Here is a 25443-nt window from a genome sequence, read left to right on the forward strand (position 1 = left end):
ACAAAAATGCATGTCTACCATGCATAAATTTTGTCGTACTTAGATTTCCTGAATTGTAGTTCGACGAAAGAAAAGTGACATAAAAATAGTGATAAAAATAAGTGTTAAAATCAATACAATTGTGGAAGCAGAATCAGAGCCAATAAATAAGCTTAAATAAATTCCTAAAAAACCAGAGAAAGCTGCAACAAGTGTAGCGATTACCAACATAAAAGAAAATCGTTTTGTGATAAGATAAGCAATCGCTCCTGGTGCTATCAATAAAGAAATAACCAGAACAATTCCAACAGCTTTCAAAGCCGCAACAATAGTAAGAGAAATCATTGTTAAAAGAGTATAGTGGAGCAGCGATATTCGTAACCCCATTGCACGCCCTTGAACTGAATCAAAAATATACAACATAAAGTCACGCCACTTCGCTCCTAGAATACCGGTAACAATAGCAGAAATTATCGCCGTCTGTGTAATATCAAGCCAATTAACACCCAAGAGATTGCCAAAGAGAATATGATTCAGATCTAAGCTACTATAAATAGCCGTTGCCAAAACAAGCCCCAAACCAAACATAGAGGAAAAAACAACACCCATCACTGTATCCTGTTTGATGCGGCTATTGCTTCCCAAAAAACCCGTTAGAATAGAACAAATCATACCCGCGACAAAAGCACCGCAAGTAATTAAAGTCATTGTAACATTTTCTGGACGTACATGCTGAAACCAAGCAAATGGTAAAGAAGTCAAAAATGTTATCACCCACGGTGTTGCCATATAACCAACCACAACACCGGGAAAAACCGCATGGGAAATTGCATCACCCAAAAGCGCCCATCCTTTTAAAATAAGAAAACAAGAAAGCATCGCCATTGGGACAGAAAGAATCAAAACAATGAGCATACCCTTAAGCATAAAAGAAAACTGAAAAGGAAGGAGTAACTGATCAATCATGATAATATCATTCCTTTTTGTGCCGCTTTTATCCGTAAGCGCGCAGCAATAAACCCGTGTTTGGGAGCAAAAATAAAAGCTACCATAAATAAAAATGCTTGGAATAGAACAACAACACCACCCGTTTGCGCATTTAAAAAATAACTCACATAAACACCCAATATGCTTGTAAATGTCCCGATCATAACTGCAATAACCAAAACGTTCACAAAACGATCACTTAAAAGATAAGCTGTTGCTCCAGGCGTCACAACAAGACAGATGACCAAAAATGCTCCAACAGTTTGCATAGCAGCAACGGTACAAGCGGCAAGGAGCGTGAAAAAGAGAATCTTTAAAAACTTTACGTTTAACCCAATGGCACGTGCATGCGTTTCATCAAACAAAGAAACAAGGAGATCTTTCCATTTCAAAAGCAATATAAACAAAGAAAGAAAACCAATAAAAGCCAATTGTATAATATCTGATGAACTCACTGCTAAAATATTTCCCAAAACAATCGTATCAATATTAACAGCCATTGGTTTTAATGATTTGAGGAACAATCCAAAAGCAAAAAAGGAAGAAAAAATCAGACCAATAATGGTATCTTCTTTTAGCTTCGTACGGTGGTTAAAAAAGAGCATTGCTGCTGCGGCAAGCCCACCAGAAAAAAAAGCTCCAAGTGAAAAAGGTAATCCTAAAAGATAAGCTCCTGCTACACCAGGAACAATCGAATGGGAAAGGGCATCACCAATCAAGGACCACCCTTTCAACATCAAAAAAGCAGAAAGAAAGGCACAAACACACCCCACTAATCCCGAAACCCACATCGCATTAACCATATATTGATAGCTCAGTGGTTCAAGCAACCAAGAAATCATGCAACATGCTCCATATTTTGAGTATTCTCAAGAACGAGAGGCTGTTTACTCCCTGCAAAAACATCATTTTTTTTTGTACTTTGAAGATCAAAAATATGATGGTGCAAAGATCCACCAAAAGTTTTTTCAAGATTTTCTTTTGTAAAGACAGTTTCAGTTAACCCCGAAGCCAAAACCGTTCCCTTTATTAAAACTGTATGATCACAAAACTCACGAACAGAACCCAAATTATGGGTAGAAACCAATATCACAGCTCCTTCTTTACGGAGGTCTTGTAATAAAGCAATGATTTTATCTTCTGTTGTGACATCGACTCCTGTAAATGGCTCATCTAATAAAATAGCTTTTGCTTGCTGTGCAAGAGCACGTGCCAGAAAAACTCGCTTTTTCTGCCCACCAGAAAGTTCGCCAATTTGACGTTTGGCAAATGCCAACATATCAACGCGTTCTAATGCAACACGGACAGCTTCATAATCTCGTGCCCGTGCATAACGAAAAAAATTCATATGTCCATATCGTCCCATCAAAACAACATCTTCGACGAGAACAGGAAAATTCCAATCAACATCCTCACTCTGAGGAACATAAGCAATAAAATTTTGCTTTAAAGCCATGTCAACGGGCAAACCAAACATGCGAATTTTTCCTTTTGATGGTCGCACAAACCCCATAATAGCTTTAAATAACGTTGATTTGCCTGACCCATTAACGCCAACCAGTGCCGTAATGGAACCTGTTGGGCTGTCAAAGTTTACTTCGCGCAAAGCTGTGTGCCCATTACGATAAGTTACTGTTACCCCTTGAGCAAATATTCCAGATCCTGTCATTGGCCTTTTACTCCATCTAATAAGGCATTGCTAATCCGCCCACTCGTGACACGTAATAAATCAATATAGGTTGGGACCTCACCATTTTTTTCACTCAAAGAATCAACATAAAGAACACCACCATATTTAGCCCCTGTTTCTCTCGCAACCTGTTTAGCAGGCGCAGGAGAAATAGTGCTTTCAGAGAAAACTGCTTGAATATTGTATTTGCGAACCATATCAATAACGTGCTTAACTTGCTGCGGTGTTCCTTGCTGATCAGCATTAATTGGCCATAAATAAAGTTCTTTCAGATCAAAATCACGTGCCAAATAACTAAATGCTCCTTCACTCGTGACAAGCCAACGTTTGTCTTGTGGTACTGCTGCCAATTCAGCCCTAATTGGATCAATTGTGGCACGAATCTTTTGTTTATAAGTTTCGGCATTTTCTTTATAAATAGCAGCATGCTCAGGATCGTATTTTACAAAAGCATCACGAATATTATCAACGTAAATCAAAGCTGAAGTTGGCGACATCCATGCATGAGGATTCGGCTTACCACTGAAAGGTCCCTCACCAATTTTAATCGGCACAACACCTTCAGAAACAACAGCACTTGGAACATCTTTAATATTTTGAAAAAATTTCTCAAACCAAAGCTCCAATTCTAATCCATTCCATAAGATAAGATTTGCTCCTTGTGCGCGCATTAAGTCGCGAGGTGTCGGTTGATATTCATGAATTTCAGCACCTGGTTTGGTGATTGATTCAACATCAGCGGCATCACCTGCTACATTCCGTGCCATATCAGCAATAATAGTGAAGGTTGTCACTGCTTTAAATTTACCAGCACATAAAGCTAAATTAGGAGTGAGAAAAATAACACTCCCCCAAATTATGGTAAAAAACGTTCTTACGTTCATTAATCTTCTCTCTTTCATAACTTTTATTGCTAATGATTTGCATTATTATCTAGCAATAACAGTTATTTTTTACATTTGCAATGAAGGATTCTGCCAAAAAATAACTTTTAAAAATGTTTAGAAATATTCTTTCTTGTTAAAAAAGACTGATGATTGAAAGAGAAAATGGCTTTGATGTAGAAGCCCCTTTTTCAAGAATTCTTATAGATCTTTTAATGCAAAAAATAAGGGAGCACTCAAAAGTACTCCCACTTTATAAAATAATCCGATAAAAAAGAAAGATACTCAACAACGCAGAGATGCACCCGTTGCTTTGGTGACATTTTCTACTATTTTCAAAGTAAGCTCTTCTAAATCTTCATCAGTTAAAGTCCGTTCAATGGGTTGAATAGCAACTTCTATCGCCACAGATTTTTTATCCTCGCCAAGGTTTAAGTCTTCAAAAACATCAAAAATCTGCACTGAATGGATTAGTTTTTTATCTACTCCACCTACAGCGCGAACAATGAGAGAGGCCGCAACCGTTTTATCAACTACAAATGCAAAATCACGTCGCACCATTTGAAAAGGCGACAGTTTCAAAGGAGAACGACTTTTTATAGCCTTTTTCTTTGATTCTGGAATCCGATCAAGAAAAACCTCAAAACCACATAAAGGACCATTAACATCTAATTTTTCTAATGTAGCAGGATGAAAAATACCAAAAAAACCAAGAATAATCTTTGATCCAAGTTTCATAACCCCTGAACGACCAGGATGATACCAATCGGGTGCTCCAATCTCAATCTGTACCTTCTCAATATCCATACCGCATGCTTCCAAAACAGCCAATGCATCTGCTTTTGCATCAAAAACATTAACGGCTTTTGCATTACCACTCCAAAAGCGTCCCGCCCCTTCAAATCGCTCTGTTCCACGGCGAATCCCACCAGCAACGCGCTGTTGTTTATCAGGTGTATCGCCTTCATAAATGTTCGAAACTTCAAACAAAGCAAGATCTGAAAAACCACGATCAGCATTTCGCTGTGCTGCTACAAGCAAACCAGGTAAAAGCGAAGGACGCATGACAGACATATCAGGAGAAATAGGATTGACCAATTTAAGCTGTATTTGCCCCCCTCCAAAAGCAAGCGCCTGTTTTTCAGAAATAAAAGACCACGTCACAGCCTCCTTCATACCACGATGTGCCAAAGCCAAACGAGTAAGACGTGAACGAAGTTGCGAACATGTTAAACCTTGATTTTTTTCTTCTACGAAATCTTCTAACGGAATGGGCTCAATTTTATCTAACCCATAAATTCTCATTACCTCTTCAACTAAATCCGCTTTACCGACAATATCAGGGCGCCATGTTGGTACTTTAACCGTTACCACATCTCCTTCCCCTTCAATGCAAAACCCAAGCTTTGTTAAAATAGTAAGGACTTTTTCACGCTCTATTTGTAAATTTGTTAAACGTTTAATTTCAGAAAAGGGAAAAGCAATTTGTTTGACTTCTGGGGGCTGATAACCAATAATTCTCGCTTTTGAACCTTCACCACCACAAAGACGTAAGACCAATTCTGTTGCAACCTCAAGCCCTTTTTCCATAAAAGCTGGATCAACACCCCGTTCAAACCGATAGCGGGCATCACTAATCAGTCCTAATGTGCGACCTGTTTGCGCAATGCTTTGTGCATCCCAAAGAGCTGATTCAATAATAACGCGACGTGTCGTTTCATCACAGCTCGTTCTTTCACCACCCATAATACCAGCAATCGATACAACCCCCTCATCATCGGCAATCACACAATCTTTAACACTCAAATTATAGACTTTTCCGTTAAGTGCCTGAAGCTGTTCACCCTCACGACCAAGACGTATACGCAAATGGCCTTTAATCTTATCTGCATCAAAAACATGAAGTGGACGACCAAGATCAAAACTGATATAATTGGTCATATCAACCAGTGCATTAATCGGTCTTAAACCAATTGCATTCAAACGCTGTTGCATCCATTGTGGCGATGCACCATTTTGAACATTGCACACTTCACGCCAAGCAAAACCTAAACATAATGATGAATCTTCTGGAAAATCTAAAGAAACATCAAGGAGTGTTTCAAAAAAAGTATCAAACTGTGGCAAGGATAACTCTTTTAACTGTCCAATTCCGGTCGCCGCAAGGTCACGCGCAATACCATAAACACCTGTGCAATCAGAACGATTAGGTGTTAAACCAATATCAATGATTGGATCATCTAAACCTGCATAAGCCGCAAATGACATTCCAATAGGTGCATTTTCTGGAAGTTCGATAATGCCATCGTGTTCACTTGATAATTCAAGCTCTGCTTGTGAACACATCATCCCAAAACTCTCAATTCCGCGGATTTTTCCTACAGATAATGTTACAGCAAGTCCAGGGACATAAGTGCCTGGAAATGCAAGAACACTAACAAGTCCAGCACGTGCATTGGGTGCCCCACAAACAACTTGTACAGGCGTACCAGACCCCACATCAACAGACAAAATCTGGAGTTTATCTGCATCAGGATGTTTTATTGCCGTTAAAACTTTTGCAATGACAAAACCTTTCAAAGAAGAACGGTCATCAACACTATCAACCTCAAGGCCTATAGCCGTTAGTTTATCACAAATTTCATCTAAAGACGCCTTTGTCTCTAAGTGATCTTTTACCCACGACAATGTAAATTTCATTTTAAAACCTCATATCAAAGCTATGATAAGATCACACATTTCTTAAACCAGAGGAAAAAGCAGGCATATCAAAGCAGCGAAAGCCATAATGATCTATCCAGCGTAGATCAGCATCAAAAAAAGCCCGTAAATCCGGCATACCGTACTTCAACATGGCAATGCGATCAATGCCCATTCCCCAAGCAAAACCTTGGTACTCATCAGGATCAAAACCAACATTTTTCAATACATGAGGATGTACCATTCCACATCCTAAGATTTCTAACCAATCCTCTCCCTCCCCAAAACGTACTTCTGAACCAGAACGATTACATTGAATATCAACTTCCATAGACGGTTCAGTAAAAGGAAAAAAAGAAGGACGAAAGCGCATCTTTACAGAAGGAACTTCAAAAAATGCTTTACAAAAGGTCTCATGAAGCCACATCATATGTGCAATGGTGGAAGTTTTATCAATGACAAGACCTTCTACCTGATGAAACATTGGTGAATGCGTTGCATCCGAATCCATGCGGTACGTCTTTCCAGGAATAATGATACGGATCGGTGCTTTTTGCTTTTCCATCATACGAATTTGTACAGGTGATGTATGGGTACGTAATAATTTCCGCTCTCCCGTTTTATCAACATCAAAAAAGAAGGTATCATGCATTTCGCGGGCTGGATGACCTTCAGGAAAATTCAATGCTGTAAAATTATAATAATCTGTTTCAATATCTGGCCCCTCTGCAACAGAAAAGCCCATCTTCATATAAATGGCTATAAGTTCTTCAATCACTTGTGAAATAGGATGAATGCGCCCTCGTTCTATAGGTGAAGAACGCACAGGCAAAGTAATATCAACTGTTTCACTAGAAAGACGTGCATCCATTACTTGGCGTTTAAGAAGCTCACGCTTTTGTGCCCATAATTCTAAAACGCGATTTTTTAATCCATTAAGAACGGGGCCAACTTTATGGCGTTCTCTAGCATCCATTGTTCCTAATGCTTTTAATCTTTCAGAAATACTGCCTTTTTTGCCTAACGCCGCAATACGCACTGCTTCAAGAGCTTGTTCATCACCAGCTGCTTCTAAAGCTGAACAAATCTCTTGTTCCAAACGCTCAATGTCGCTCATATTTTCTGCCTATTTTTTTAATAGAAAAAAACCCGCACTCGTAATAACCAGTACGGGATCCCGAATAAATGAATGCTTTAAGAGAACACGACTGGCTTATTTGACAGCGCCTTCAAAAGCATTAGGTGTTGTATTTTTCAAATATTCCAAAGCCTTCTTTGCGGAAGCGACTAAAGCAGAAAATGCTGCTTGCTCATGAATTGCTATATCCGAAAGAACCTTACGATCAACCTCAATACCCGCTTTTGATAAACCATCAATAAAGCGTCCATATGTTAAACCTTCTGCTCGAACAGCTGCATTAATTCTCTGAATCCACAAAGCGCGGAAAGTCCGTTTTCTATTTTTGCGATCACGATACGCGTATTGTTTTGAACGATCAACGGCTGCCTTTGCTGCACGAATAGTATTTTTACGCCGACCGTAAAAACCTTCAGCCTGTTTAAGAACTTTTTTATGTTTAGCGTGTGCTGTCACACCTCTTTTTACACGTGCCATGTAATATTCTCCTAAAAATCAAAAGCGTAAGGTCTATAAACCATTTGGCAAATAATACTGAACAACTTTCTGAGCATCTTGTTCGCATAAAACCATCGTTCCACGTGCATCACGAATAAATTTATTCGAACGCTTAATCATGCCATGGCGCTTCCCTGCAGCTGCTACTTTAACTTTGCCTGACGCAGTGATTTTAAACCGCTTCTTAGCGGATGACTTGGTCTTCATCTTGGGCATTTTGCTACTCCATACATTTTATTCATTCAAGTGAATTTATTTCTTCAAGCGGACCAACGCCTGAAAAAGCATTTAAACAGCCACGGCATGCCCTGCCGGGCGGTTTCAACAGCATTTTCATAAGCTAGTATAGACAAAATAGCAAGAGTATATCAAAAAAAAATCGGAGCACCGTTTCCTTGAACTTCAACCAAAGGTGCTGGAATGGCATTTGTTTTGATTACGGCTTTACACAGATCAGCAATAATGCATTGCCTACAGTGTGCTTTACGCGCTTGGCAAATATAACGTCCATGTAAAATGAGCCAATGATGCGCATGACGAAGATAATACACTGGTATAATTTTTAACAACCTTTCTTCAACAATATCTGGTGTTTTGCCAGGCGCTAAACCGAGGCGGTTTCCAAGGCGAAAAATATGCGTATCTACTGCTAGCGTAGGATAACCAAAAACGACATTTAAAACAACATTGGCCGTTTTACGCCCCACTCCAGGAAGAGTCATAAGTGCTTCACGACTATTAGGCACTTGGCCATCATATTGATCAATTAAAAAACGGCACAGTGCATAAACATTACGCGCTTTTGCACGCCAAAGACCAATGGTACGAATATGACGTGCAATCTCCTCTTCTCCCAATGCAATCATTTTTTCTGGTTGATCAGCAAGATGAAATAATTCTTTTGTTGCTTTATTAACGCTCTTATCTGTAGCTTGAGCCGAAAGAATAACTGCAACCAAAAGCGTAAAAGCATTGGTGTAGATAAGATCACTCTTAGGTATTGGGCGTTGAACAGAAAAACGGCGAAAAATTTCTTCAATTTCTTCTTCCTCGTACAATATTTCAGAAATTTCAGAAGATTTTTGCACCCTTGACAATTTACTTGTTCTTTGAATCATTGAACTCTCTCATCTTCTTCTCTTGAAGTTATCACCCACACTCGCCATATGAGAGGGATGCAGCAAACACTTTTTATAGAGTTTGGTCAAGTAAAGCCGCTTTGAAGAGGAAATTCACAATGACACATGTGACGCCTTTCTCCAATCCCTTTCTTTTAGGATTTGAAACGATAGAAAAAACGTTGCGACGTATTGGTAAAGCTGATGAAACTTATCCAGCCTATAATATTGAACGTTTAAACAAAAATGATGACGCAAATCATATACGTATAACTCTGGCTGTTGCTGGATTTAAAGCTGATAATCTTAATATCTTGCTCGACGACAATCAATTAATCATTCACGGTAAGCAAACAGATAATCAAAACCATCAATATTTATATCACGGTATAGCGGCACGGCAATTCCAACGTACTTTTGTTCTCGCAGAGGGAATGCATGTTACAAATGCCGAGTTGAAAAATGGTCTCTTATCAATTAACCTACACCAACCAAAATTAAAAAAACAAACAAAGCAGATTCCAATCGGAGTCAGTGAGAATGAGTAGTACAAATTAAAGCGTAAAGGAAGAATGAAATGGGAGAACACAAACAGAACTTGTTGTTGCAAGATACTACCCATTTTGATGCGGGGCAGATTGCTTATTTAAAAAGGGTTTGTACAGATGATCTGGCAAAAAAATTTCCAGATCTTCCACCAATGACCCCAGGTATTACAATATGGGCTCTCTTTGCTGAAACGGGTTATCCGATCATTTTATCTGATGAGCGTTCCCTTGCTCTTGCGGGTGCGAATGAGCATGAATTGCAACTTGTAACTCTACATTAACCTGTTTTATGAAAAGCAGCTGAAGTCTCTTCATAAACTCTCTTAGTCGGTCATGCTCAATAGAGTACAGTAATGAGTTTTTTATACATAAATTGAAAGAAAATTTTTTCAATTTCAACAGCATCACTCTTTTCAAAAAGTACCGTTGTGCTTAACTTTGCACTCTTCCACTTACCATAGCATCAATTTTTTAAGCAAACGGTATCTGTATCTTCTTTTTCATACAAGGTATAATTTTGCTGAGAAAAATCTTTACTGAGCGGTGCTCTTTGCGATATTTTAATTTAGCTTTTATACTGAACTTTTTACTTCTTAATATTGCTCCTTTCTTTAACAAAGATCTTAAAAAAAATCCTCTCCAGAATATTCTCAAATATATTCAAAGGCTCAAGATCCTTCAATATCTCCAATGTAACCCCAAAAACCATATTTCCTTATAGGCACCCCTGTATGCGTATTCATTTTAAAACGATGCCAATCTTTAACTTAGAATATTCTTTTCTAACGCCATCCACATGTCCTTAATTGCTGTTCATAACTTCGAGAGAGATTTGCCATACGCTGTGCCGCTTGTGCAAGTGCTGTAGAAACATAACCTCCACTGCGCGCATAAGCACCATGACCCATATGATAATTTAAATAAAGACTATAGGCATCATTAAATCTCACACCATTGCGTTGAATAGTTTGACGATGATACCAGGCAACAAAATCAGCAGCATCTGCAAAATTGGTCCGTCGCGCAAAAGATCTCCCTCCAGAACGCTGATACATCGCCCAAGTGCTATCAAGTGCTTGTGAATAGCCATACGCTGTCGACCGGCGCTTCCATGGAATAAAACCAAAAAGCTTTGTGCGTGGCGGGCGTGCATTGTGACGAAAATTTGATTCCATCTTAATGGTTGCAAGAATAGTAGACATAGGAATTCCGTAGCGCATTTCTGCACGTTTAGCAGCTTTCCCCCAATTATCAAAAAAACCATTTTTCTGTGCCAAAATAGCACATGCATTGTTTGTATACAGGGGGCGGCTTGTTGCACATCCCCCCAGCAAAAACACCAATGCTCCTAAAAACAAAAGGTGTCGCATATTTTCTATTCCTCTCATTGGGAAATAAAACGAGCTATAGGTACAAAAAAATTATTACCAATCAATGAAGAAGTCTTATGACATTGAAAAGATTAATTCATTCCTCATCAACCAAACACAATTTTTGCGACTGAACAGGAGCAGTCATTTGTATTGGCTTTGAATCTTTTTCTTTTAATTCAAAAGTTTCAATACGATTAGCCCGTTTCATAATTTTGGAAGATGATATTAAAATTGAGTCTATATCTTCACCTGCTTTGGAAAAATGTTTCTGTAAAGCACGAACACGTGTATCCATTCGTCCAAAATCTTCCATTAATTTTATCACTTCCGATTGAATCAAATGCGCTTGTTCACGCATTCGCGCATCTTTCATTATGGTTTGTACAACCTGAACAGATAACATCAACAAAGATGGCGATACAATAATCACATGTGAACGATTGGCTTTTTGTACCAATGGCTCAAAATCTTCATAAATTGTTGCAAAAATCGACTCTGATGGCACAAAGAGAAAAGCAGTATCATGTGTTTCTCCAGGAATTAAATATTTCTGCGCAATGTCGCGAATATGTACTTCCATATCAGTGCGAAATTGGCGTTCGGCCTCCTGACGCTCTTGAGCTGAGGCTGCTTTACGCATCGCATTCCAAGCTTCCAAAGGAAATTTAGCATCAACAACAAGAGAAGGTGCCTTATTAGGCATATGAATGAGACAATCTGGGCGTTTTCCATTGGAAAGAACGGCTTGAAAGACATAGGCATTCGCTGGTAGAGCATCAGCAATAATTGCTTCCATCCTCCCCTGACCAAAAGTACCACGCGTTTGCTTATTGTTTAAAATAGCCTGTAACTGAACAACTTGTCCTGTAAGCGATTGAATATTATTTTGTGCCGCATCAATCACTGCTAAGCGCTCTTGTAAACGATTTAAATTTTCATAGGTAGATTTGGTCTGGACCTGAAGAGTTTGACCCAAATTGGTGGTCATTCCATTGAGTTGCTCACTGATAGATTTATTTAATTCGGCTTGTCTTTGACCAAAAATTTCTGCCATCGTCTGCATTCGACCTTGCATTTCAGCCTGTGTTTTCAACAATGTATCCATCTGCATTTGTGCCTCACGAGCACGTTCAGCAAGTTCACTTTCCAAAAGTGCCTTTTTTCGAGAAGAATGTATCAACAGACAAAAAGCTAAGCAAACAATTACAAATAAAAGTAAAATCAGCCATTGGGCAAAAGAAGCACCAAAGAACATAAAAGAAGAAAACGAATCAGCCATAAAAGGTAATATAACGTTCTTACTGTAAAAAAGTACAAGAATCTGTTATTCTATATTGACCCAAAACAAACCATTGATTAATTTACACTTATGCCAATTAAATCTTTAGTTACTTTACCGGATCCGATTTTACGGGAAATGTCCAAGCCCGTCGAGCATATCGATTCAGCTCTCCAAAAGCTTGCTGATGATATGTTGGAAACTATGTATCATGCTAAAGGCGTTGGTCTTGCCGCTATTCAGATTGGCATACCGCTCCGTATGTTGGTTATAGATATCTCTGGAAATGAAACCTCAAAAAATCCACTTGTTATTATAAATCCTGAAATTTTATGGCTTTCAGATGAACGCAATGTTTATAAAGAGGGTTGCCTTTCCATTCCTGAATATTATGCAGAAGTTGAACGTCCCAAACGCTTGTGTGTCCGCTATCAAGATCGCGAAGGAAAGCAGACGGGAATTGAAGCAGATGACCTCCTCGCTACTTGTTTACAGCATGAAATTGATCACTTAAATGGATGTCTTTTTATTGACCATATTTCGAAGCTTAAACGTGATATGGTAATACGGAAATTTAAAAAACGCGCAAAAGAAAACAATACAGAGGAAGCACTTTTGTAATGGCATTACGATTAAGTTTTATGGGAACACCTGATTTTTCCGTTCCCATTTTACAGGCTTTGTTGGATGCCGGTCATGATGTTGTCGCTGTTTATAGCCAACCCCCTCGTCCTGCAGGGCGTCGCGGTCTTAAACTTGTTCCCTCACCTGTTCAAAATGCAGCACAAGAGAGATCCATTCCTGTATTCACACCTCAAACACTTAAAACAGCCGAACAACAAGCCCAATTTGCAGCACTTTCTGTTGACGCTGCTGTTGTTGTTGCCTATGGACTCCTCCTACCGAAAGCTATTCTTGAAACCCCCCGTTTTGGTTGTTTTAATGCCCATGCTTCACTGTTACCACGTTGGCGTGGCGCTGCACCTATTCAGCGAGCAATTATGGCTGGTGATAAGGAAACGGGGATGATGATTATGAAAATGGATGAAGGACTTGACACTGGGCCTATCGCTCTTTCTCACTCCATCCTTATCACCGATAATATGACAAGCTTTGAACTTTCAAATAAACTTTCACGCATAGGCGCAAAACTTATGGTAGAGACTCTATCAGTTCTTGAAAAAGGACAGCTTATACTCACCCCACAATCAGGGGAAAATATAACCTATGCCTCTAAAATCAAAAAAGAAGAAACTCGCATTGATTGGACAAAGCCTGCAGAACTTATTCATAGACAGATCCGCGCACTCTCTCCCTTTCCTGGTTGTTGGTGCAACATGAAGATTGGGGACAAAGAAGAACGCGTAAAAATTCTTGGGAGTCGTTTAACAACAGGAACTTCTCTTGAAATTGGTCGGGTAGAACTAGATTCTTTGATTATCCATTGTGGACACGGGCGTCTTGAAATAACCCATCTGCAAAAATCTGGTGGTAAAATTCTTGATAGCGCAACATTTTTGCGAGGCGCTCATATTTCTGCTGTTTTTTAAGATGCCCCGTTTTAAACTCACCCTTGAATATGATGGCTCAAATTATGCTGGTTGGCAACGCCAAGCAGAGCTTCGTACCATACAAAGTGCCCTCGAGCAGGCTATTTTTTACTTCTCTGGACAACAAGTAACCATTACGACAGCGGGTCGAACTGATGCAGGTGTCCACGCTACCGGACAAGTCGCACATGTTGATTTTGAAAAAAACTGGCACACGCATACTGTACGCGATGCACTCAATGCCCATTTACAAAAACAGAAGGAAAATATTTCTGTCTTGAATGTACAAAACGTTCCTGATAGCTTTGATGCGCGATTTTCTGCTATCAGACGCCATTATCTTTTTAAAATTCTCAATCGCCGCTCTCCACCAGCTCTAAACGCCAAACGCGTGTGGTGGCTGCCAAAACCCCTCGATGCTGAAGTAATGCATGAAGCTGCACAGAAACTTGTAGGACGACATGATTTTACCACTTTCCGCTCAGCACATTGTCAAGCCAAAAGCCCTATTCGCACACTTGAACGTCTTGATGTTCAAAGGGAAGGGGAAGAAATTCTTCTCTATGCACAGGCGCGCTCTTTTCTTCAGCATCAAATTCGTTCATTTGCAGGAAGTCTTATGGAAGTTGGTGTTGGACGTTGGACAGTAAGCGACCTTGAAGCTGCCCTTAATGCTAAAGATCGTACACGGTGTGGTGTGGTCGCGCCACCTTCAGGTCTCTATTTGATACAAGTCGACTACTAACTCCCCTGTAAAAGGCTTTTCCCTAAAAGTGGTTAAGAAAGCTTATAAAAAGAACGGATTTGTTCAAAAGCTTCCGCTGCTGTATTTACGAATGTTATAAGTGTGAGATCTGAAGGAGAAATTGTACCTTGCGCAGATAAATAATCAAAATTAATCACATTGTCCCAAAATTCTTTTCCAAATAGCAAAATCGGAACCTTTTTCATCCGTCCCGTTTGTATTAAAGTTAGTGTTTCAAATAACTCATCTAAAGTTCCAAATCCGCCAGGGAAAACAGCTAATGCCTTTGCACGCATTAAAAAATGCATTTTGCGCATCCCTAAATAATGAAAATTAAAACATAAATGCGGAGTCACATAAGAATTAGGTGATTGTTCATGGGGTAACACAACATTCAAACCAATTGTTGGTGCACCAACATCAAAAGCGCCGCGATTTCCTGCTTCCATTACTCCTGGACCTCCCCCTGTGACAACCACAAATTCACGATACTCGGTCGTAGCAGAATAGCATGAGCACAAACGTGCAAATTCCCTTGCCTCATTGTAATAATGTGCCATAGCATGCAAATTCTCCTTTTGCGTTTCATTTTTTGCTGCCCATGCTTCTTGCCCAGGTTCAGGAATACGTGCACCACCAAATAAAACAACGGTTGATTGAATATCACATTCTTGGAGTATTATTTCTGGCTTTAAAAATTCAAGACCAATACGTTGTGAACGTAGTTCAGGACGCATCATAAACTCTTGGTCAAGATAAGCCAAACGATAAGTCGGTGAACACATTTGCGTTGAATTAAAGACTTTATTGACCTGTTGTAGAGCATCCTTCACATGAAGAAATGAACACCAACTGTTTTTTTCTTCTTTTCGTTTTTCTTTATAGCCTTTTTTCATGCATCTTTCCTATTTCTTCATCGTTTTATTGACTGAAAACATTTCTTGGCGTAGGTCATAGACAATAAATCTTGAAGCTTTCAACTTATTTAATGGAACCGCGATCATGACTCATCTTACACAACTTGAAATGGTTATTGAAAAAGCATTTGAAGAGCGCAATTCTATTAATACCATGACAAAAGGTGAAATCCGCGAGAGTGTCGATTATGCATTAAACCTTCTCGATAAAGGGGAGATCCGTGTTGCTCAGCGTCAAGAAAATGGGCAATGGTATGTACACCAGTGGTTAAAAAAAGCTGTTCTTCTCTCTTTTCGGCTTAATCCTATGCACCTTATTGCCGGTGGAATAAATGAAACATATTGGTGGGATAAAGTCCCTTCAAAATTTTCTGGTTGGCAAGAAGCCGACTTTAAAAAAGCTGATTTTCGTTGTGTTCCTGGAGCAATTGTCCGTCATTCTGCCTATATTGCTTCCAATGTCATCTTGATGCCATCCTTTGTCAATCTTGGTGCCTTTGTCGATGAAGGGACAATGGTGGACACGTGGACAACTGTTGGATCTTGCGCACAAATTGGCAAACATGTTCACCTTTCTGGTGGCGTTGGTATTGGAGGTGTTTTGGAACCACTGCAAGCAAACCCAACGATTATTGAAGATCATTGTTTTATCGGTGCACGATCTGAAATCGTTGAAGGCTGTATTATCCGTGAAGGTGCTGTTTTAGGAATGGGAGTCTTTATTGGAAAATCGACGAAAATTATTGATCGTACAACAGGTGAAATTTTTATCGGTGAAGTACCAGCTTACTCTGTCGTTGTTCCAGGTTCTCTTCCGGGAAAACCACTCCCAAACGGTGAAGCAGGTCCGAATCTTTATTGCGCTGTCATAGTAAAACGTGTTGATCAAAAAACACGAGAAAAAACGTCTATTAATGATCTTTTACGTGATTAAAAAATATTCCTCAAAACTTTAACAAAACAGCGAAATACAAAAGCGTAATCAATGAAGAAGAACGCTCTTTTTCATTATTTACTCATTTTGAGCGCTTGAATAAAAGCTGATTGGGGGATTTCTACTTTTCCGAATTGGCGCATCCGCTTTTTCCCCTCTTTTTGCTTTTCTAAAAGTTTGCGCTTACGAGTCACATCTCCACCATAACATTTAGCCGTTACATCTTTACGCAACGCACGAATTGTCTCACGGGCAATAATTTTACCACCTATCGCTGCTTGAATCGGAATCTGAAACATGTGCTGAGGAATAAGGTCTTTCAGTTTTTCGCACAACGAACGCCCACGCTTTTCTGCAATAGTGCGATGCACAAGCATCGACAATGCATCTATAGGCTCTCCATTTACCAAAATAGACATTTTAACCAAATCGCCCTCTGCATAATCCTTCATTTGATAATCAAAAGAAGCATATCCCTTCGAGATTGATTTTAAACGATCGTAAAAATCAAACACCACTTCGTTCAACGGCAAATCGTATGTAACCATAGCACGTGTTCCAACATAGGACAAACTAACCTGTACCCCACGCCGTTCTTGGCAAAGTTCTAAAATTGAACCAAGATAGTTATCAGGAGTCATGATTGTAGCCCGAATCCACGGTTCTTCGATGGAAGAAATTTTAACAATATCAGGCATATCGGCTGGATTATGCAATTCTTTAACAGAACCATCATTCATATTCATGCGATAAACAACAGAAGGTGCTGTCGCAATTAAATTTAAATTAAACTCACGCTCTAATCGCTCTTGAATAATCTCGAGATGAAGAAGCCCTAAAAAGCCACAACGGAAGCCAAATCCTAAAGCCGCTGATGTTTCCATTTCAAAGGAAAAACTCGCATCATTTAAACGCAATTTACCCATCGCTGCACGTAAATCATCAAAATCGGCGGCATCAATGGGAAAAAGTCCACAAAAGACAACCGGTTGCGCCGGCTTAAAACCCGGCAAAGCCTCTTCACAAGGACGGCGCTCTTCTGTAATGGTGTCACCAACCCGTGTATCCGCAACCTCTTTAATAGAGGCCGTTATAAAGCCAATTTCTCCAGGACCTAATTCATCCATCTGAATCATTTTGGGAGTAAAGACTCCCACCCGTTCAACTGGATATTTCGCTCCCGTCCCCATCATACGAATGGTTTGTCCTTTTTTCAAAACACCATCAATAACTCGCACCAAAACGATAACGCCAAGGTAACTATCATACCAACTGTCAACCAACATTGCCTTTAAAGGCTTGTGAACATCACCAGTCCGCGGAGAGGGCAATTGTGTAACAATTGCTTCCAAAACATCAGGAACACCCAAACCTGTTTTCGCAGATATTTCTACGGCTTGAGAAGTATCGATGCCAATTACATCCTCAATTTGTTCTTTAACCCGCTCGGGTTCTGCTGCTGGAAGATCAACTTTATTGAGTACAACGACCAATTCATGAGAATTATCAATAGCTTGATAAACATTCGCTAATGTTTGTGCTTCTACCCCTTGGCTCGCATCTACGACCAGTAACGAACCTTCACAAGCTGCGAGTGACCGCGAAACTTCATAAGCAAAATCCACATGTCCCGGCGTATCAATAAGGTTTAAAATATAGGTTTCACCATCCTTTGCTTTATAGTGCAAACGAACCGTCTGGGCCTTAATGGTAATCCCACGTTCGCGTTCAATATCCATGGAATCGAGCACTTGCTCTTTCATCTCACGAATCTCAAGTCCTCCTGTCATTTGAATCAAACGATCAGCCAAGGTCGACTTTCCGTGATCAATATGCGCCACGATGGAAAAATTACGGATATAATTACGATCTACTGTCATAAGGGCGATTTAGCAAAGAATAGCACAAAAGGCAAAAACCAATTGCACCTCTTCGAAAACATTTTAAAAGAATATAAATAAAAAAAACTTCTCAAAACACAACACTTCATAATCTAAAAAATAAAGCTTTCGTTTGCTAAACTTTCTATAAATAGCTGAAAGCATTTAAATACTCTTACCTTTTTCATATTTGTTGGTTCTAATCACTCATATACCTCTATAATGTGAGAAATGCATAGAGAGTTAGACTTGTGATTACAATTCTCACAAAGTGCTCTTTCAATTCGTAAACAATAAGAAAATATATTTCTAAAAGATTCTTTTTCTCTTCTTTCTTAAAAGTAAAAAAGAGAATCTCCCTTATTTTGATAAAAAAATAAAAATAAAAACATCATAAAATAAAATCATAACAAGAGAGAGGAAAAATTAATCAATTTTTTTAATCACTTTATCTTTTTTACGCCATTGTGAAGGTTGTAATTCAGCCACGACGATTCCAATCAGGATGAGCGCTCCTCCTAATAAAGCTAAAGGGGATAAAAGCTCACCAGCTAAACGCCCAACAATACCAGCCCATACCGGTTCACCTGCATAAATAAGTGTTGCACGCGTAGGCGAAATAGATTTTTGTGCCCAATTCATTGCCAATTGAATGATAGCACTCATCAATGCCAATCCAGCACCGATACTCAGCCATATCCATGAAAATTCAGGAACACTTTCCCCCATTAAAGGCATACAAAAAAATGAAAACAGACCACTAAAAAATAACTGTATAATCGTTACGCGTCGACTATCAACTTTGTTGGCAAAAATTCCAATGAGTATAATTTCTCCAGCAATTGCTAAAGCACCTAACAAAGTTAAAATTTCACCTTTTGAAAAATCAAAACTTCCTGGATTTTGTCCAGAAATAAGGACAAGACCAATAAAAGCAAAAATAATACCAACCCAACAGGCTAAACGGGGCGGCTTTTTAAAAGCAATCCATTGCAATATTGGAACCATCGGAACATAAAGCGCCGTGATAAAAGCCGACTGACTACTCATAATCGTTTGGAGCCCTGTAGCTTGTAAAGCGTAACCCAAAAACATCCCTAAACCAATAGCCATTCCCGCAAAAACTTCATAAACAGTTATATCCTTCATAGAGCGCCCAAAAATTGCCCCACAGATCAATGATGCAATAATAAAGCGAAATCCAACAAAGAAGAGAGGACCGCTATAGCGTACGGCAATTTGAGTCACTAAAAATGTAATACCCCACAATATTGTCGCAGCAAATAAGGCTAATTCTGGCTTGCTCAATAAAGAATTTTTCAACTGTTTTATATTAATCATAAAAGGTCTTTCCCTTCAATTCTTCCCTCTACCTTATGAAACAATAAGTGTTCCAACCCCTTGTTTAGTAAATAGTTCTAGCAAGACAGAATGGGGGGTTTTGCCGTTTAAAATGACAACACCTTCTACTCCATTTTGGAGAGCCTTTATACAAGTTTCTACTTTTGGAATCATCCCCCCTGAAATCGTTCCATCTCTGATGAACTTTTCAGCTTCAGAAATTGTCAATTCTTTTAAAAGATTACCGTGTTTATCCAAGACACCAGGAACATCGGTGAGAAATAAAAGGCGCTTGGCTTCTAATGCACCGGCAATAGCTCCAGCAAAAATATCAGCATTGATATTATAGGTTTTGCCATCACGACCTGGAGCTACAGGAGCAAGAACTGGTATCATTTCAGAACATGCTAAAAGATCCAACAATGTGCGATCAACTTCAACAGGTTCACCAACAAATCCCAAGTCTAAAACACGCTCAATATGTGAATCGGGATCAATGACAGTTTTATACGCCTTTTCGGCAAAAACCATATTGCCATCCTTGCCACATAATCCTATTGCCCATTCACCTTCAGCATTAATAAGAGCAACAATTTCCTTGTTTATGGAACCTGCCAAAACCATTTCAACCACTTCAACGATACGCTCATCGGTTACGCGTAAACCGTTTTCAAACCGTGATTCAATCCCCATTTTCATCAAAATTTCAGCAATTTGAGGTCCCCCACCATGAACAACAACGGGGTTAATTCCTGATTGCTTTAATAAAGCAATATCACGCGCGAACGCCTGACCCAAAGTAGCATCACCCATAGCGTGACCGCCATATTTTACAACCACTGTTTCATTTTCATATTTTTGCATATAAGGTAGAGCAGACGATAAAAATGCTGCTTTTTTTTCAAAAATATCCGCAACATCGCTTTCAACATCATCCATCAAAAAGCCTCCTCATCACTTTTTACTTACTCTTAATGGAATTTAGAAAAGTGAAAAAATTTAAAACAAGTTTTATTCTATCCATCCCCCCCTGAAAAACGTTCATTTTCCTTTCAATTACCACAGAATTCATAATGAAATGGGACAAAACAGCTTTCTTAAAAAGAATTATCCTCTAAAAAACAAAATAGGCATGCAAAATGTTATTGCTTGATGACCTTATATATAAAATTTGGAAACAGAATTCAGAATAATTTCAAAACCACGCCGTACAATCAACTCACTGATTTTACCCCATGAATCTTTAACAATGAATATAAATATATACAATCACTGATTTTATGAAACGAAAATAAAGAATTTTTATAGTAGAGAAATTAATATAGCTAAATAAGAAATAATCCGGTCGTAGATATATCCTATTTCAGTCAATTATTTAGATCTAAAAGTGCATCTTTTTCTAGGAATTGAAAGCAAGAAATATCAACTCTATGATCCATCACTATAGATGTTATGGAAAAAATAATACCTTGATTTATAATGATAATTCACCATTTTCAACAGAAATAAAAACTTCTCATACAAGAATATCCCCTCCATTTCTAACTCCTTTTTATGATGAATCAATAACAACTATTCATTTACAGATTACAAATGGTATAGGTATGTAGATAAAACAGTTTAAAAAGCACTAAAAAGTTTCTTATGATACATCTCAATGTAAGAGCAATAGTGGAAGCTAACAAGCAAATGATAATATCAGCTTATTCCAAACATTACACCAGAAAATCTGTAGCATAATATAGTTTTTAACCCTAAAATCATAAGAAATTCCCTGAAGAGAGCTGTAAAATCATTCAATTGTCTCTTCTGTTCATCATGGTTCTAGTAGCAGAAGCCATATGCAGATAACAACAGGAAAGCATCTTAAAAATATCCAAACCTACTTTCTTCAAGAAAGAAAAAATGCTCATCTTTCCCAAAACTATCATGCATATTTATTAGTTTTGCCCCGAGATATTTTCAAAAAATTCTTTCATGCGTGAAAAAAAACCGTGCGATTGTGGTGAATTTTCATGATTTGAAAGCTTCTCAAATTTTTGCAATAATTCGCGTTGCTCTTGTGTTAATTTTTGCGGTGTTTCAATAGTGATATGAATATAAAGATCTCCCCTTACTTGTTGACGACGCAACATGGGCATTCCTTTTCCTTTAAGGCGGAACTGACGCCCATTTTGTGTCCCTTCTGGAACTTTAACACGCGTTTTAACACCATCAAGGTCGGAAACCTCAAATTGACCCCCTAAAGCAGCTGTTACCATCGAAATAGGAACACGACAATGAAGATCCGCCCCTTCTCGCTGAAAAAACTCATGCGGTTTAATAGAAAGAAAAATATAAAGATCACCGCTAGGACCACCACGAATACCAGCATCTCCTTCACCAGAAAGACGAATACGTGTACCATCTTCAATGCCAGCGGGAACATTCACACTCAATGAACGTTTTTTCTCTACCCGTCTCGTCCCCTGACATTTTGGACATGGATCCGTAATAGTTTCACCACGCCCATGACATGAAGGACATGTTCGTTCTACAGAAAAAAAACCTTGTGCGGCACGCACACGACCTGCTCCATGACATGTTCCACAAACTTGTGGCTTAGAGCCCTTTTTCGCGCCTGTTCCTTCACAAACATCACAAGTAACCGAACTAGGGATATTAATTTGTGCGGTTTTTCCTGAAAAGGCCTCTTCCAAGGTCACTTCCATATTATAACTCAGATCTGCACCACGCTCGCGGCCATCATTGCGTTTACGGTGCATGCCCCCCATAATTTCACCAAAAAAATCTTCAAAAATATCCGAGAACCCACCACCCGCAGCAAAACCACTAAAGGGATTTGCTCCCTCTCGGCCACTGTTTTCAAAAGCTGCATGACCAAATCGATCATAAGCAGCACGCTTTTGAGGATCTTTCAGAACTTCATAAGCTTCACCAATTTCTTTAAATTTCCGCTCTGCTTCTTTATCCCCTGCGTTGCGATCAGGATGATATTGCATTGCCAACTTACGAAAAGCAGATTTTAATTTTTTATCATCACATTCGCGAGTTACGCCAAGAATTTCATAATAATCTACTTTCATCATGTATTCCTGATAATTTCCTGTCATCCATCTTCGTGGATAATATTTGCTTTTAATTTATATTTTTAGCAAAAAAGTTGCAACTCATCCCAAATGATAAAGCCCAACCTTATATTTCAAAGGCCGGGTTTATCAAGAGGTCACCACATTTGCCTACATTACTTCTTCTTATCATTAATTTCTTCAAAATCAGCATCAACAACATCATCATCTTTTGTATCAGTTTCAGTTTTATCTGTTGCTGCTTGCGAAGCTTCATACATAGCCTGCCCAAGCTTCATACTCACTTCTGCTAGTTTTTGCATTTTTGCTGTCACTTCTTCAGTGTCAGTGCTCTCAAGCACAGATTTTAAATCAGATATTGCAGTTTCAATCTGTTCTTTATCTTCAGCTGATACCTTATCACCATATTCCTTCAGCGATTTCTCAGTTGAATGGATAAGAGCTTCAGCTTGATTTTTAGCTTCTACACCTTCACGGCGCTTTTTATCCTCAGCGGCGTGTTCTTCTGCATCTTTTACCATTTTTTCGATGTCAGCGTCACTTAAACCACCTGATGCTTGAATACGAATTTGATGTTCTTTACCAGTTCCTTTATCTTTAGCCGAAACATTGACAATACCATTTGCATCAATATCAAAAGTAACTTCAATCTGAGGTATACCACGTGGTGCTGGTGGAATACCAACAAGATCAAATTGAGCTAATAATTTATTATCATTAGCCATTTCCCGTTCACCTTGGAAAACACGTATAGTCACTGCATTTTGATTATCATCAGCTGTCGAAAAAACCTGTGACTTTTTAGTTGGGATAGTGGTATTGCGTTCAATAAGTCGTGTAAAGACCCCACCCAACGTTTCAATCCCCAAGGATAAAGGCGTTACATCCAAGAGCAAAACATCTTTCACATCACCCTGCAATACCCCACCTTGGATAGCCGCTCCCATTGCTACAACTTCATCGGGATTAACACCTTTATGTGGATCCTTGCCGAAAAATTTTTGCACAACTTCTTGTATCTTTGGCATACGTGTCATGCCGCCGACTAAAACAACTTCGTCAATTTCACCCGCTTTTAATCCGGCATCTTTTAATGCAGCTTTACAAGGCTCGATAGTCCGCTGAACCAGATCATCAACTAGGGATTCAAATTTTGCCCTCGTCAATTTCATCGTTAAATGTTTTGGACCAGATTGATCTGCGGTGATAAATGGCAAATTAATTTCTGTTTGTTGTGAAGAAGAAAGCTCAATTTTTGCTTTTTCTGCTGCTTCTTTTAAACGCTGCAACGCTAATTTATCATTTTTTAGATCAATCCCTTGTTCTTTCTTGAATTCATCGGCAAAATAACCAACGAGGCGCATATCAAAATCTTCACCACCTAAAAAAGTGTCTCCATTGGTCGACTTAACTTCAAAAACACCGTCTCCGATTTCAAGCACAGAAATATCAAATGTACCGCCACCAAGATCGTAAACAGCAATAGTTTTGCCGTCTTTTTTATCCAAACCATAGGCTAAAGCAGCAGCTGTTGGCTCATTGATGATCCGCAAAACTTCAAGCCCTGCAATTTTACCTGCATCTTTGGTAGCTTGACGTTGTGCATCATTGAAATACGCAGGAACAGTAATAACCGCTTGCTCAACTTTTTCACCAAGATAAGACTCTGCGGTTTCTTTCATCTTTTGTAAAATCATCGCTGAAATTTGTGATGGAGAATATTTTTTACCCCCTTCTTCCACCCAAGCATCACCATTATCGCCTTTAACAATTTTATAAGGCACAAGTGCTTTATCTTTTTCAACCATGGGGTCATCAAAACGACGGCCAATTAAGCGTTTAACTGCAAAAACCGTCCCTTCAGGATTCGTAACCGCTTGCCGTTTAGCAGGTTGCCCAACAAGTCGCTCTCCACCATCTGTAAAGGCAACAACAGAAGGTGTTGTACGGGCTCCTTCTGAATTCTCAATAACCTTTGCATTTTTACCATCCATAACAGCGACACAAGAGTTTGTCGTCCCCAAATCAATACCAATTACTTTTGCCATATTATAATCTCCATTCAGCAAGCTACCTCAACCTTCATCAAGCATCTTTCTAAGACAGCTCCTCATAAAACTTAAAAGCTCGCACCTCACTTTAAAGTTACACAAACAATAAACTGCAAGTCGCAACAGCCTTTCTGCTCCGTATATAAGAACAGGCTCTTATCGCTACAAGGGAATAATGAGAGAAACATTCTTAAAATAAAATTTTTCTCTAAAAATAAGCATTTTAATGACGTGCAAATACCTTTATTTAAGTAAGACAGACTTTTTAGTATGTCTTACTTAAACTAATGCTCATAAATATATCACTTTAATAGCACTTGAAAAAATAAAAGATAATAATAGATCTTTCCCTTTTATTTCTCATAGAGAAAATTTTTTAAATATTGCTCAGACGCAAATGATTTATACGACAATCATGGCCTTCCATAGCCAAACCTCTATAATAACCGCTCTCTCTTTATGAGACCAAAGATGCAATGTTTCTTTATAGAATGAAACCTTATCGTACTAAATGCATAATTTGTAAGGAGTTCTGCTAATCTACCCTCAACCAACAACTTTACTTCTAGCCGTTCAGTGAGTGATTCAATATTCTTTTTAGGATACCATACTTTTAATACATCTAACATAACCTTCTTTTTATCTACATATTAAATCTGCAAATATATTAAGGATTCCACTTTGCTTTTAAGCGCACTATTACCTTAAATTCATCGCCTTCCTTTAAAGCCACGAATCTTAT

At 38.8% G+C, this 25443-nt stretch carries 23 protein-coding genes; 6 read left to right on the forward strand and 17 right to left on the reverse strand.

Going from position 1 to position 25443, the window contains the following annotated elements; all coding sequences use genetic code 11:
* Positions 1 to 39 precede the first annotated feature (39 nt).
* The 9 genes from AC0QT1_RS00270 to nth all read right to left on the reverse strand — a co-directional run bounded on the left by AC0QT1_RS00270 (position 40) and on the right by nth (position 8994).
* Positions 40 to 945, reverse strand: a complete 906-nt coding sequence (locus AC0QT1_RS00270; RefSeq protein ID WP_473199952.1) for a metal ABC transporter permease — start codon at positions 943 to 945, stop codon at positions 40 to 42.
* Positions 942 to 1808 (reverse strand): metal ABC transporter permease, encoded by an 867-nt coding sequence (locus AC0QT1_RS00275; protein WP_473199951.1) that lies wholly within the window; start codon positions 1806 to 1808, stop codon positions 942 to 944. The genes AC0QT1_RS00270 and AC0QT1_RS00275 overlap by 4 nt, the downstream gene beginning before the upstream one ends.
* Positions 1805 to 2635 (reverse strand): manganese/iron ABC transporter ATP-binding protein, encoded by an 831-nt coding sequence (locus AC0QT1_RS00280; RefSeq protein WP_473199950.1) that lies wholly within the window; start codon positions 2633 to 2635, stop codon positions 1805 to 1807. Before AC0QT1_RS00280 ends, AC0QT1_RS00275 begins: the two co-directional genes overlap by 4 nt.
* Positions 2632 to 3540, reverse strand: coding sequence for a metal ABC transporter substrate-binding protein (locus tag AC0QT1_RS00285; RefSeq protein WP_473199949.1), 909 nt, complete (start codon positions 3538 to 3540; stop codon positions 2632 to 2634). The genes AC0QT1_RS00280 and AC0QT1_RS00285 overlap by 4 nt, the downstream gene beginning before the upstream one ends.
* A 285-nt stretch (positions 3541 to 3825) precedes the next feature.
* Positions 3826 to 6240, reverse strand: coding sequence for a phenylalanine--tRNA ligase subunit beta (gene pheT / locus AC0QT1_RS00290; RefSeq protein WP_473201392.1), 2415 nt, complete (start codon positions 6238 to 6240; stop codon positions 3826 to 3828).
* Between the two features lie 31 nt (positions 6241 to 6271).
* Positions 6272 to 7357 (reverse strand): phenylalanine--tRNA ligase subunit alpha, encoded by a 1086-nt coding sequence (gene pheS, locus AC0QT1_RS00295; protein ID WP_473201393.1) that lies wholly within the window; start codon positions 7355 to 7357, stop codon positions 6272 to 6274.
* A gap of 96 nt (positions 7358 to 7453) precedes the next feature.
* Positions 7454 to 7855 carry a 50S ribosomal protein L20 gene (gene rplT / locus AC0QT1_RS00300; RefSeq protein ID WP_473199946.1) on the reverse strand — a complete coding sequence of 134 codons (402 nt, stop codon included), beginning with the start codon at positions 7853 to 7855 and terminating at the stop codon, positions 7454 to 7456.
* Between the two features lie 33 nt (positions 7856 to 7888).
* Positions 7889 to 8092, reverse strand: a complete 204-nt coding sequence (gene rpmI / locus AC0QT1_RS00305) for a 50S ribosomal protein L35 (RefSeq protein ID WP_004856146.1) — start codon at positions 8090 to 8092, stop codon at positions 7889 to 7891.
* A 152-nt stretch (positions 8093 to 8244) separates the two neighbouring features.
* The gene (gene nth / locus AC0QT1_RS00310; RefSeq protein WP_473201394.1) at positions 8245 to 8994 is read right to left on the reverse strand and encodes an endonuclease III; all 750 of its coding nucleotides are present in this window, start codon (positions 8992 to 8994) and stop codon (positions 8245 to 8247) included.
* 119 nt (positions 8995 to 9113) lie between these two features.
* Between nth and AC0QT1_RS00315 the strand changes: the two genes are divergently transcribed.
* Both AC0QT1_RS00315 and AC0QT1_RS00320 read left to right on the forward strand, forming a co-directional pair.
* The gene (locus AC0QT1_RS00315; protein ID WP_473201395.1) at positions 9114 to 9542 is read left to right on the forward strand and encodes an Hsp20 family protein; all 429 of its coding nucleotides are present in this window, start codon (positions 9114 to 9116) and stop codon (positions 9540 to 9542) included.
* A gap of 29 nt (positions 9543 to 9571) precedes the next feature.
* Positions 9572 to 9823: a BQ00720 family protein gene (locus AC0QT1_RS00320; protein WP_473199943.1), complete on the forward strand. Its 252-nt coding sequence runs from the start codon at positions 9572 to 9574 to the stop codon at positions 9821 to 9823.
* A gap of 501 nt (positions 9824 to 10324) precedes the next feature.
* On the opposite strand, the gene AC0QT1_RS00325 is transcribed toward AC0QT1_RS00320, so the two are convergent.
* Both AC0QT1_RS00325 and AC0QT1_RS00330 read right to left on the reverse strand, forming a co-directional pair.
* Positions 10325 to 10912, reverse strand: a complete 588-nt coding sequence (locus tag AC0QT1_RS00325; RefSeq protein WP_473201396.1) for a transglycosylase SLT domain-containing protein — start codon at positions 10910 to 10912, stop codon at positions 10325 to 10327.
* Positions 10913 to 11009: 97 nt separating this feature from the next.
* Positions 11010 to 12194, reverse strand: a complete 1185-nt coding sequence (locus tag AC0QT1_RS00330) for a DNA recombination protein RmuC (protein ID WP_473201397.1) — start codon at positions 12192 to 12194, stop codon at positions 11010 to 11012.
* Positions 12195 to 12284: 90 nt separating this feature from the next.
* On the opposite strand from AC0QT1_RS00330, the gene def reads away from it, so the two are divergent.
* Genes def through truA form a run of 3 tightly spaced genes read left to right on the forward strand, consistent with a single transcriptional unit; the run spans position 12285 to position 14489 of the window.
* Positions 12285 to 12815, forward strand: a complete 531-nt coding sequence (gene def / locus AC0QT1_RS00335) for a peptide deformylase (protein ID WP_473201398.1) — start codon at positions 12285 to 12287, stop codon at positions 12813 to 12815.
* Positions 12815 to 13744 (forward strand): methionyl-tRNA formyltransferase, encoded by a 930-nt coding sequence (gene fmt, locus AC0QT1_RS00340; protein ID WP_473201399.1) that lies wholly within the window; start codon positions 12815 to 12817, stop codon positions 13742 to 13744. Before def ends, fmt begins: the two co-directional genes overlap by 1 nt.
* 1 nt (position 13745) lies before the next feature.
* Positions 13746 to 14489, forward strand: coding sequence for a tRNA pseudouridine(38-40) synthase TruA (truA, locus tag AC0QT1_RS00345; protein ID WP_473201400.1), 744 nt, complete (start codon positions 13746 to 13748; stop codon positions 14487 to 14489).
* A gap of 32 nt (positions 14490 to 14521) precedes the next feature.
* Here the strand turns inward: truA and AC0QT1_RS00350 are convergent, their stop codons facing one another.
* The gene (locus tag AC0QT1_RS00350; protein ID WP_473201401.1) at positions 14522 to 15385 is read right to left on the reverse strand and encodes an LOG family protein; all 864 of its coding nucleotides are present in this window, start codon (positions 15383 to 15385) and stop codon (positions 14522 to 14524) included.
* 106 nt (positions 15386 to 15491) lie between these two features.
* Here AC0QT1_RS00350 and dapD point away from each other — a divergent pair, with 106 nt between their 5' ends.
* Positions 15492 to 16340: a 2,3,4,5-tetrahydropyridine-2,6-dicarboxylate N-succinyltransferase gene (gene dapD / locus AC0QT1_RS00355; protein WP_473199936.1), complete on the forward strand. Its 849-nt coding sequence runs from the start codon at positions 15492 to 15494 to the stop codon at positions 16338 to 16340.
* A 74-nt stretch (positions 16341 to 16414) separates the two neighbouring features.
* Here the strand turns inward: dapD and lepA are convergent, their stop codons facing one another.
* The 5 genes from lepA to dnaK all read right to left on the reverse strand — a co-directional run bounded on the left by lepA (position 16415) and on the right by dnaK (position 24698).
* Entirely contained in the window at positions 16415 to 18220 is a 1806-nt protein-coding gene (lepA, locus tag AC0QT1_RS00360; protein WP_473199935.1) for a translation elongation factor 4, read from the reverse strand.
* Between the two features lie 426 nt (positions 18221 to 18646).
* A complete protein-coding gene (locus AC0QT1_RS00365; RefSeq protein WP_473199934.1) occupies positions 18647 to 19561 on the reverse strand; it encodes a DMT family transporter in 915 nt (304 codons plus the stop codon).
* A 33-nt stretch (positions 19562 to 19594) separates the two neighbouring features.
* Positions 19595 to 20500, reverse strand: coding sequence for an acetylglutamate kinase (argB, locus tag AC0QT1_RS00370; RefSeq protein ID WP_473199933.1), 906 nt, complete (start codon positions 20498 to 20500; stop codon positions 19595 to 19597).
* Positions 20501 to 21501: 1001 nt separating this feature from the next.
* Positions 21502 to 22647, reverse strand: coding sequence for a molecular chaperone DnaJ (gene dnaJ, locus AC0QT1_RS00375; protein WP_473200029.1), 1146 nt, complete (start codon positions 22645 to 22647; stop codon positions 21502 to 21504).
* Between the two features lie 158 nt (positions 22648 to 22805).
* Positions 22806 to 24698: a molecular chaperone DnaK gene (gene dnaK / locus AC0QT1_RS00380; protein ID WP_473199932.1), complete on the reverse strand. Its 1893-nt coding sequence runs from the start codon at positions 24696 to 24698 to the stop codon at positions 22806 to 22808.
* Positions 24699 to 25443: the final 745 nt, after the last annotated feature.

It is taken from the genome of Bartonella sp. P12B, assembly GCF_055796185.1.